Annotated in this window: 8 protein-coding genes and 1 pseudogene; 7 read left to right on the top strand and 2 right to left on the bottom strand. The window is 30.6% G+C overall.

Annotation, left to right across the window (positions count from 1 at the left end):
* The 5 genes and pseudogenes from ACP5GV_RS07640 to ACP5GV_RS07620 all read left to right on the top strand — a co-directional run.
* Window positions 1-642: pseudogene (locus tag ACP5GV_RS07640) on the top strand (ABC transporter substrate-binding protein); the annotation flags it as partial.
* 155 nt (window positions 643-797) lie between these two features.
* Entirely contained in the window at window positions 798-1,802 is a 1,005-nt protein-coding gene (locus tag ACP5GV_RS07635) for an ABC transporter permease (RefSeq protein ID WP_428103143.1), read from the top strand.
* Between the two features lie 15 nt (window positions 1,803-1,817).
* The gene (locus ACP5GV_RS07630) at window positions 1,818-2,714 is read left to right on the top strand and encodes an ABC transporter permease (protein WP_428103140.1); all 897 of its coding nucleotides are present in this window, start codon (window positions 1,818-1,820) and stop codon (window positions 2,712-2,714) included.
* Window positions 2,714-4,099, top strand: coding sequence for an ABC transporter ATP-binding protein (locus ACP5GV_RS07625; RefSeq protein WP_428103138.1), 1,386 nt, complete (start codon window positions 2,714-2,716; stop codon window positions 4,097-4,099). Before ACP5GV_RS07630 ends, ACP5GV_RS07625 begins: the two co-directional genes overlap by 1 nt.
* Window positions 4,096-5,367: an ABC transporter ATP-binding protein gene (locus ACP5GV_RS07620; RefSeq protein WP_428069482.1), complete on the top strand. Its 1,272-nt coding sequence runs from the start codon at window positions 4,096-4,098 to the stop codon at window positions 5,365-5,367. Before ACP5GV_RS07625 ends, ACP5GV_RS07620 begins: the two co-directional genes overlap by 4 nt.
* On the opposite strand, the gene ACP5GV_RS07615 is transcribed toward ACP5GV_RS07620, so the two are convergent.
* Complete coding sequence (locus ACP5GV_RS07615) at window positions 5,364-6,461, bottom strand: ATP-NAD kinase family protein (RefSeq protein ID WP_428069480.1); 1,098 nt, start codon at window positions 6,459-6,461, stop codon at window positions 5,364-5,366. The two genes, ACP5GV_RS07620 and ACP5GV_RS07615, sit on opposite strands and share 4 nt — an antisense overlap.
* Window positions 6,458-7,009, bottom strand: coding sequence for a DUF309 domain-containing protein (locus tag ACP5GV_RS07610; protein ID WP_428090643.1), 552 nt, complete (start codon window positions 7,007-7,009; stop codon window positions 6,458-6,460). Before ACP5GV_RS07610 ends, ACP5GV_RS07615 begins: the two co-directional genes overlap by 4 nt.
* 188 nt (window positions 7,010-7,197) lie before the next feature.
* On the opposite strand from ACP5GV_RS07610, the gene ACP5GV_RS07605 reads away from it, so the two are divergent.
* Both ACP5GV_RS07605 and ACP5GV_RS07600 read left to right on the top strand, forming a co-directional pair.
* Entirely contained in the window at window positions 7,198-8,949 is a 1,752-nt protein-coding gene (locus tag ACP5GV_RS07605) for a hypothetical protein (RefSeq protein WP_428103136.1), read from the top strand.
* Between the two features lie 551 nt (window positions 8,950-9,500).
* Window positions 9,501-10,034, top strand: a 534-nt coding sequence (locus ACP5GV_RS07600; protein WP_428103133.1) for an IS607 family transposase, incomplete at its 3' end; no start/stop codon positions are given.

Below are 10,034 nucleotides of genomic sequence, written 5' to 3'. Positions count from 1 at the left end.
GAAGAATCAGGTTTTTACAATATAACAGTTAACTTCCCAATAATAGTATCAAGCGGTGATACTGTTGATTTCACAGCAGCTGCTATGTGGGCATCATTATTAAATGAAATGGATCCGAATATACATGCACAACCCTTATATGTACCATTTTCAACCATGATTTCTTATCAAATACCTGGGCAAAATCCCATGCCAATTTACTATTTGGGTTGGCTGGCTGACTATCCATTAGCAAGCGACTTTGTTAATGCAATGTATCTAAACACATCAACTTATCCATCAGTAAATGGCTTTAATTCTAATTATTTTGAGAATTTGAGTAAATACTACGCTTCACAAGGAAATACATTTTTATCACAACTATATGCAAATGAATCACAACAATATAATGAATTAAATAATTTAATATTAATGGCAGACAATGCAGCTGAATCAGGTAATACAACTGCAGCTCAACAATACTATAAACAAGCAGAACAAATAGCAATCAATCTCTATCTATATGTATACACTCAAATGCCAAATGCGTATTGGATAATAAAGCCATATATGCATGGATTTAATAATCAAATAAGCTATGAAGAAAACCCAATGATCGGAGGGGCAGCAGATTCATTATATTACTGGTGGGTTAAAGGATAAATACCAATATAAATAAAACTTTTTAAATCTAAATGATAACTTTTTTTCTTTTCAATTTCTTTTTAAACTCTAGAGTTAGTTTGTAATAGCGGAGGGGATGAATTATAAAGCTCTGGCAGTACGCTTTAAGAAGAGTGTTACTGTTTATACCTACATTGCTAGGATTGACTGTAATAGTATTTGTTCTGATACACATTGGAGGCACTAATAAGCTTCTAGCTATGTATCTTAGCCCAAGGTTAACAGGTGCTGCAAGACAGCAAATAATAGCTGAACTAGATCAAAAATTCCATTTTAATGACCCAATTTATATACAATACTTTTATTGGTTAGCACAAATATTTCAAGGTAAATGGGGAATAACAAACACCCCAATATTTAGTGGGCCAGTTACACAGGCAATAGAATTATTCTTTCCAAATACTTTAATGCTTACTATATTTGCTGCTATATTAATATGGTTAATCTCAATTCCATTAGGGGTACACACAGCAGTTAATAGAGACAAACCTTCTGATAATGTTATTAGAGTTGGTAGTCTTACATTTTATGCAATGCCATGGTATTTAATAGGAATAATACTTATAATAATTTTTGCAGTATGGTTAAAAATATTGCCAATAAATGGAACTGTTAATCCAAGTTTAGTTGCAGATCTTTCATGGTATCGCAATGGTATATCATATCCGACCCATATATTATTAATAGATGCATTAATACATGGTAATCTTGTTGTTGCTGGAAATGCATTCTTACATCTAATAATGCCATCTGTAACATTAGCATTAGGAGTTATGGCAGCCCTTGTAAGGTTAATGAGAGGTACAATGCTTGAAACTCTAGATCAAGATTTTGTTAACTTTGCCAGAGCCAAAGGTGTTCCAGAAAAAGTTGTGATAAATTTGCACGCAAAAAATAATGCATTGCTTCCAGTAATAACAAACTTTGGATATTTGGTAGCAGGTCTTTTAGGCGGAGTTGTTGTAATTGAAGATGTTTTTTCCTATCCTGGTATAGGAATGTGGTTAACAGATGCCATGATAAATAATGATATGGGAGGAATTATGGGCGGTACATTGTTATTTGGAATAATATTAGTTGTAACTAGTTTAGCGCTAGATTTAATCTACGCTAAGATTGATCCAAGAATAAGATATTGAGGTGAGTAATGAAAGATGAGTAAAAGTAATGCTAAACCCGATCGCTTCAGAGAATTAAAGCTTTCTTTGCAGGTATTTTTTTCAAATAAATCCGCTGTTGCTGGGTTAATAATTTTTCTATTCTATTTCTTTGATGCTTTAATATTACAATTTTTCCCTCAAATTTTACCATTTAAGCATCCTTATCAATTAACACCAAATTATGCAAATCCAATACCACAACCACCTTCATTTAAGCATCCTTTTGGAACTACTTATCCTGGAGTAGATTTATTAAATGCTATTATAAAATCTATAAGACTTGACTTTTGGTTATCCCTCGAAATAGTTATACCTGGTGCAATTATAGGATTGGTAGTAGGGATAATAGCAACTTATTTTGGTGGATGGATTGATGAGGTTTTAATGAGAGTAACTGATATAGTATTCAGTATACCTTATTTAGTGTTGGCAATAGCTATAGGTTATGTTTTGGGTAGAACTTTACAAAGTATGATGATAGCTCTAATATTAGTTTGGTGGCCATTATATGCAAGGTATGCAAGGAGTATTACTTTGGAAACAAAGGAATTAACTTTTATAGAGGCGGCAAGAGCTGCTGGAACTACTAACTTGAAGATAATGTTTAAACACATTCTTCCTAATTCATTGCCTCCGGTATTTGTTCAAATCTCATTGGATTTAGGCACTATAATGCTTACTATATCAGCGTTAGCGTTTATAGGTTTCTTGCCTGCAGCTAACTTACCTGAATTAGGATATTTAACTAGCTTAGGATATAACTACATTCAAACTGCCCCTTGGGCTATGATAATACCTGGTTTATTTATAGTTTTATTTGCATTGGCAGTAAATCTTATGGGTGATGGGTTTAGGGACGTTATCGATCCCAGGAGGAGGAGTGAGCTATAGTGGAATCTGATCAATTAAAAAGCAATTTAGCTCCTATAGTTAAGGTCGAGAACTTTCACTTACATTATTATACTAGGAGAGGAGTTTATAAAGCATTAAATGGAGTTAATCTGGAAATAAGGAAGGGAGAAGTCTTAGGAATAGCAGGAGAAAGTGGTTGTGGGAAAAGTACATTAGGAAGAGCAATTATGGGTTTAATTCCTAGAAATGCTGCAGTCGTTGATGGTAGAATATTAATAAATGGAAGGGATTATTTAAAGCCATTAAAAGATTATTATAAAAACACTAAAAAATTCAAGCCATCTAAAAATGCAGATGTATTAAAAAAGGTTAACAATGAAATGTCTAAAATAAGAGGTCAAGAAATTTCTATGGTATTTCAAGAACCTATGACAACATTAAATCCATTACTTCAAGTTGGGTATCAAATTGCTGAAGTTTTATTATACCATAGTCCGGGTCTATTAGCAAGCAGAAGATTATCAAGGTCAAGAGCTAAAAAAGAAGATACAAAGGCTTTAGTAAAAATATTAAAGGAGAACGGACCTAATGAGAAATTTAGGGAATATTTAAAAGAGAAAAATATTATGGGTTTGGAAGATCAAATATTAGCTATATGGAAAAGGAAGGATTTGCATGATTTGAAAAAAGAGCAAATGATAGAAAAGCTATGCTGTGAACCAATAAACTCTTTTGTTAAAAATTATTTAGAAACAATTGAGAAAGAAAATAAATTACCTAATTTCTCAAAAATACCAATATTTGGAAGGATTATTAAAAGAGAATTAATTAAAGAAGGTTATAAGAAAGCATCAGAATTTTTAGGTCTGTTAGGAATTCCTAATTCTGATAAAATGGTATATATGTATCCTCATGAGTTAAGTGGGGGACAAAGACAGAGGATAGTTATAGCTACTGCTATGATTAATAGTCCTCAATTAGTTATACTTGATGAACCTACTAGCGCTTTAGATGTAACAATTCAAGCACAAATTCTTGAGCTAATAAAAGAATTAAAAGAGAGCATAAATTCATCATATATGTTTATATCTCATGACTTGTCAGTTTTGGCAGAAGTATCTGATAGAATTGCAATAATGTATGCAGGCCAAGTTGTTGAAGTTGGCAACAAAGATGCGATATTTGATCAACCAAAGCATCCTTATACTCAAATGCTAATGGAAGCAATACCAACTATTGAGGCTCACGAACTAAAGGGTATAAAGGGAGAAGTTCCTGATATGAGGAATCCTCCAAAAGGCTGTATGTTTAGGGATAGATGTCCTTATGCTATGCCAATATGTGCAGAAAAAAGGCCCGATTTAATAAAAGTTGGTGAAGATCATTATGTTTCATGTTTTCTGTATGAAGGTGGTAAATCATGATAATAGCAGCTAGAAACTTAAGCAAATTTTTTGATGTTAAAGGGGTAAAAAACGCTAAGATTAGAGCAGTGGAAGATGTTAATATTGAGATAAAAGAAGGAGAAATAGTTGGCTTAGTTGGAGAAAGCGGTTCAGGGAAATCAACTCTTGGTAGACTTTTGATTAGACTTATAGAACCAACTTCAGGAGAAATTCTTTATAATATACCTGATAAAGAATTAGATGAATTCGATATAGCGTTAAAAAACAAAGATGATAACGCAATTAAAAAAATTGTTGATAAATATTCTATTACTAAATTGCATGGAAATGAGTTGAAGAAATTTAGAAGAAATGTTGGAATAGTATTTCAGGATCCATATTCATCATTAAATCCAAGGTTAAAAATAGAAGATATAATTGCTGAGCCAATTATAGAAACTGGTTATTTAAAGGGTAACGAAGCTAAAAAAAGAGTATTAGAGTTATTAGACGAAGTTCAATTGCCAAGAGAGTTTAGTTATAGATATCCTCATGAGTTAAGTGGAGGACAAAGACAGAGAGTCGCATTGGCTAGAGGAATAGCAACAAATCCTAAATTAGTTATACTTGATGAACCTACCAGCGCTTTAGATGTGTCTATACAGGCAGAAATTTTGGAACTTCTCAAAGAATTAAGAGAAAAGTATAATATATCCATGTTATTAATAACTCACAATATATCTGTCGTTTCCTATATGGCAGATAGGGTCTTTGTTATGTATGCGGGTAAAATTATGGAAAAAGGTTCTAAAAACGATATTATTAAGTATCCAGAACATCCATATACTCAAGCATTGATATCTGCAGTCCCGCAAATAAAGAGAATTAAGGCAAGGATTATATTAAAAGGCGATCCACCTAATTTAATCAACCCACCAAAAGGATGCAGGTTCCATCCGAGATGTCCCGTAGCTTTGCCAACATGTGGTTGGACAGCTGATGAAGTTAAACCAACATTAGATTATTTAATTGATACTAAATATTTTACAGAATTTACTAATGCTAATGTAGAAATTAAAAATGAGTTAGAATTAATTGCAAATAATGTTGATATTAACAAATTAAAGGAAATAATAAACATAGAAAAAGAGAACTATAAGCCATTATTGTCTATAAAAGATATTGTCCAAGAGAATGGGCATGTAGTATTAAAATTATATCAATACGAGACACCAGAACTAATTGAACTAGAAAATGGAAGAGAAGTAGAATGCTTATTATTTTTGCCAAAAAATAAAGCAAGTTAAACTATCTTCATTATTTTTTCTTGTCTATAACCAATAATGATTTTTATATATCCTTTAAGCATTTCATTAACTTTTGGATCTCCTGTATCGACTAAAAGATACTTGAGTGATGAAATTTTAGATTTAGTTGATATGACTATAATGTTTTCTTTTCCAACAAGCCTGATAACTTCTGAGCTTATTTGTTGATTTCCTCTCCCAAATAAAAAGCCTTGCCCACCTATAGGAGTTACTATTATCTTAGACCTTTCATTACTTAATGAGATTAAAATATCTTTTTCATTCGCATCACTTTTAATAATTTTATTGTTTTTAATAATATCTACTCCCAATAATGTTTTTTCTATTCCAATTTTTTTAAAAACGTAATAAGTCGTAGAACCAGGACCCACTATATAAATAAACTCAGGGTTTATTAGTTCTTTAAGATAATTTGATATTCCTTCTATTTCGTCCTCATCAATACTGAAAAAGGCTTGTTTACCTGATGAAATCATTCCTTCAGCCGAAAAAGATTTCATATAACCATATAGCCTTATTGATAATTTGTTTTTTCGATATTCGTCCTCATCAATATCGAGGATTTCTTTTAATTTTATATCTGCGTTTTTATAATAATAATCTTCAAGGGTTATAGCGGCATCTTTTGGGCTCTTAGCAAAAATAGCGCTGTACATTTTGACTCCAGAGGGTATTCCAATAACTGGTATTGACTCTTTTATTGCGTCATAAATGTCTCTTGCGGTTCCATCGCCTCCTGAAAATACCAAAACATCAACTTGGCCGCTAATTAATTTTGCACAATTAATAGTATCAAATTTATTAGTGCTAAAATTATCATGTGCACAATTAATAATTAAATAATTTTTTATCTTACTTTGCCTTATTACATATTCTCCCATAACGCCATTAGGTACAAGAAAAGTAAACTTATCATATAGATGTATACTATTTAGAAATTCTATTGTTCTATTAGCAGATATCGGGGTTGCTCCTAAAGCTATTGCTTTTTCATATAAATTCCCGTCAGTACCTTTTAGACCTACCTTTCCACCCATTCCTGCTATAGGGTTTACTATTAGGCCTATTTTCATGTTTTTGGCCTCATATGGTTTGTTATTTGTTCAACATTAAGGCATCTTGATGCAGAAGTTCTTTGATTTTGGAAAATCAAATCTATTTGTTTTATTGCACAATCCATATCTATAAGTTCATCTCCTCCAAGATCTTTAGCCATTTGAATTAAGTTAATTGCAGCTTTTTTATCTCCTTCTTGGGCTTTAGCTAATGCTCCAGCATATAAAACAAGCGATTGCAGCTTTTTGTCGTTGTAAGATTTCCAAGGATTTTCCATAAATGTATGTGCAAGCCAAAAGAGTTCATTATCAAGAAATGAAATAAAATCAGATAATTCTTTACCATTTTTGACTTCGGGTTCTCCAATAAAAATATCTAATATTCTTGATCCAATAGACTTTGTAATTTTGTCTCTTAACGTTTTTGAATCTTTACAAAATGCTACAATTTCTAAATGAGTAATAGAAACCCTTATTGTATGGGCACACCCTAAATTGTTTAGTTTTTCTTTTAAATTATCTAGATCTTTAATGCTATATCCATTGTTTTCTATTATATATAGCACTCTATCCAATTTTATCCCTATAATTATATGCATCTATAGTTTTTATATTAATTTTGATTTATACTTAGATAGTATTTTTATACGGAAATAATCCTTTTTTCTTGGCAAAAATTAATTAGTCCCGCATAAATATAGTTTTTTAGGGTCTGTCTCTTTTTAAAATTTACCTAAAATATTAGGTGTACAAATTGAAAAGGAATCTAAGTGAAATGGTTGGAAGCATTATAGTTATAACTATAGTTTTAGTATCTGCAACAACTCTTTATAGCTTCTACCTGAATGAAATTAAAGAGTCATCTCAAATTATAGGCACATATCAAAAAAGAGTTTTTGAAACATATAATCCTCCATTGATGAGCATGATTTATAATAGTAGTGGCCTATATTTATTAGTTACCAGCGATTATTCATTGAGTTTATCTTATATAGTTGTTACTTTAGGAAACCAAGGAATAATAAGAACAATTAACTCGAGTATAAGGTATATAGTTATTCCTTTAGTGAAAGATTACAATTGTACTCAGAATGTTACTGTATCTTTAATTACTAGTTATGGTGCAATTTTAACATATAATCCTTATTATGATCCGAACCTTAATAAAACATCAATAAACCCCAGTCTTAATTATTTTTCTTGTAAATTTTTAATAAATAATACATCTTTGAAAAAAACTTATAGCCAGAAATATGACGTACTATATAATGATTCCTATTTTATATCTTTTAATCCACCAAAAACGAAATACTATTATATCAACACAACAGATCAATTAAACATTAGTGTAAACGGTAACATCAACAGCAATTTGAATATTATATTCAATATTAATGGAAATCAAATAGATATTAATAATAATGGTGTGGTATTTCTTTATTATATAAATGATACAAAGATAGACATGTATGCAGGAGCTTATTATAGTAGTCAAGATTGTGTTATATATTTATATTTTTATTCTAATGATACTGCATTTTATCTCATTAACGGGCTTGTTAAAGGATATATTACCTTTACTGCCTCAGTATTTTTAATGCCTATAATTGCTAATAATGCCCCTATATTATCTTTGTATGGTAACATTAATAATTATAGTGGCACTTTAAATTATACTAATACTCTAATTAACGGAAATAACAATCAGGCTACATATGTTGGTTCAGGAAAAATAAGTGGATATAGCATTACATCTGGCCCTCTCGTTTTTTATTACTCTAATATAGGATCTTCTCAATCATTTAATATAAACATATCTCTTAAATTGGAAAAAATCTACAAATATAATTATGAAAAATCATATTTTTTACTGCCTTACGACAATTATATAGAGTATAAATTATTATTTGCAAATGAAAGTCCTAGTATTGCATATAGTTTATACAAAGCAATTTCAGCCATACATTTCCAATATCCTGAAGTATTATTTAATACTAATCTAGGAAATGTATCAAGGGTCTTAAACAATAATGTTCAGATTTTTCAGGCACAATATTACAATTCGTATCTTGTTTATTTCCCCTATTTAATCCAATATTATAATTCTATACCTGGTTTTACCTTGAAAAATGTAAATGAGTTAACATATTATTTAACTTTGCATCCAATAAATGTATCCCCATTTATATTGAATCCCATTATATTTGCTAATATAAATAATTATTTATACTTCACTTCTAATGATAATTATAACCCAGAAGTCTATTATTCTAAATTAAATACTAATCAGAGTATCATTTATAAATTCATCGATGGAATTACTTACGATACTAATTGTAATCAAAATATTTTCTTTAATTTAATAAAAAGCAATGGAGAATTTTTATTGGAAAACGAATATTTATTTGATAGAAATTTCACTGCTAACTTAAATAATGGGATATATGCATATATTTGCTTTAACAATTTAACCAATGATTCTATTAATTTAGCGTATTTTTCATAGTTTAATATATTCTATTTTTAAAAGTTAAGAAAAGGTAAAGATGTTTATTGAGAGCAAATCCTTCTCCACACTTAGAAAAGCAGTTCCCTTAGATCTTAAGAATTATATCGGTTTGGATGATAAAATAGACCTCAAACTTTGTCTTTTAAAGTAATGATGTCTTTAAGTGTTGTTCTAAATGATTAGATAATATAGCAGTCAAATGGGATATGTTTTACTGAAAAGTGAAGTAAGACTCTATTCCTACCAAATTAAAAATAAGGAGAGTTGAAATGCATCCTCTAGGTTAAATTTAAGTATAAGGAGTTGAAATGATTTTACTTTCGAATACCTAAGGAAAGAATAAAAATAGCTTCCATTAAATAAAATTAACCCTTGAGACTTTAAGAAATCTAGCCCTTCAGAACAAGAAAGAGCAAGATTCTGCTCCCTTATCTATATTCTTCATAGTTCATCTCGTATTTCTTGAGTAAAATAGCCGTCGTCAACAGTTTCCGATAAACCGTGAAGTTTATATACTTTGTATGTGAATTCAATTATGGTACTGAGCGATGCTGAGGCCTAAGGAAGTATGCCAACGCCTAGGAATATCATACCGTACGTTACAGAGCTATGTTAAGAAAGGGTACATAAAACCAGTAATATTAGAAAGTGGAAAGTGGAGGTTCAAGGAAGAGGATGTTGAGAAGTTAATGGGTATAGTAAGGAAGAGGAAAGTAATACTATACGCTAGGGTATCATCAAACACACAAAAAGATGACTTAGTAAACCAAGTAAAATACCTTGAGGAGAAAGTTAAGGATTACGACCAAGTAATAACAGACGTTGGATCTGGGTTAAACGTGAAGAGGAAGGGATTCCTTAAGTTGTTGAGGATGACACTGAATAACGAGGTATTAAAAGTTGTTGTTGCTTATCCAGACAGGCTAGTAAGGTTCAATTTCGAGATAATTGAGGAAGTATGCAAAGCACACAACTGCGAAATAGTAGTGTTAGACAATGAGGACAAAACACCAGAACAAGAAATAGTTGAAGATCTCGTTTCCATATTGGTATTGTTTAGCGGAAAGCTATATGGAATGAGG

The organism is Caldisphaera sp. (assembly GCF_049974385.1).
Classification (GTDB): domain Archaea; phylum Thermoproteota; class Thermoprotei_A; order Sulfolobales; family Acidilobaceae; genus Caldisphaera.
The sequence above is the reverse complement of the archived record's forward strand: the minus strand, read 5'-3'. Positions and strand labels throughout refer to the sequence as shown.

What these genes read in the sequence shown, in the direction of transcription:
- ACP5GV_RS07630 (WP_428103140.1), top strand. Translation starts at nt 1,818, where the DNA reads ATGAGTAAAAGTAATGCTAAACCCGATCGCTTCAGAGAATTAAAGCTT.
- ACP5GV_RS07620 (WP_428069482.1), top strand. Translation starts at nt 4,096, where the DNA reads ATGATAATAGCAGCTAGAAACTTAAGCAAATTTTTTGATGTTAAAGGG.
- ACP5GV_RS07615 (WP_428069480.1), bottom strand. Translation starts at nt 6,461, where the DNA reads ATGAAAATAGGCCTAATAGTAAACCCTATAGCAGGAATGGGTGGAAAG.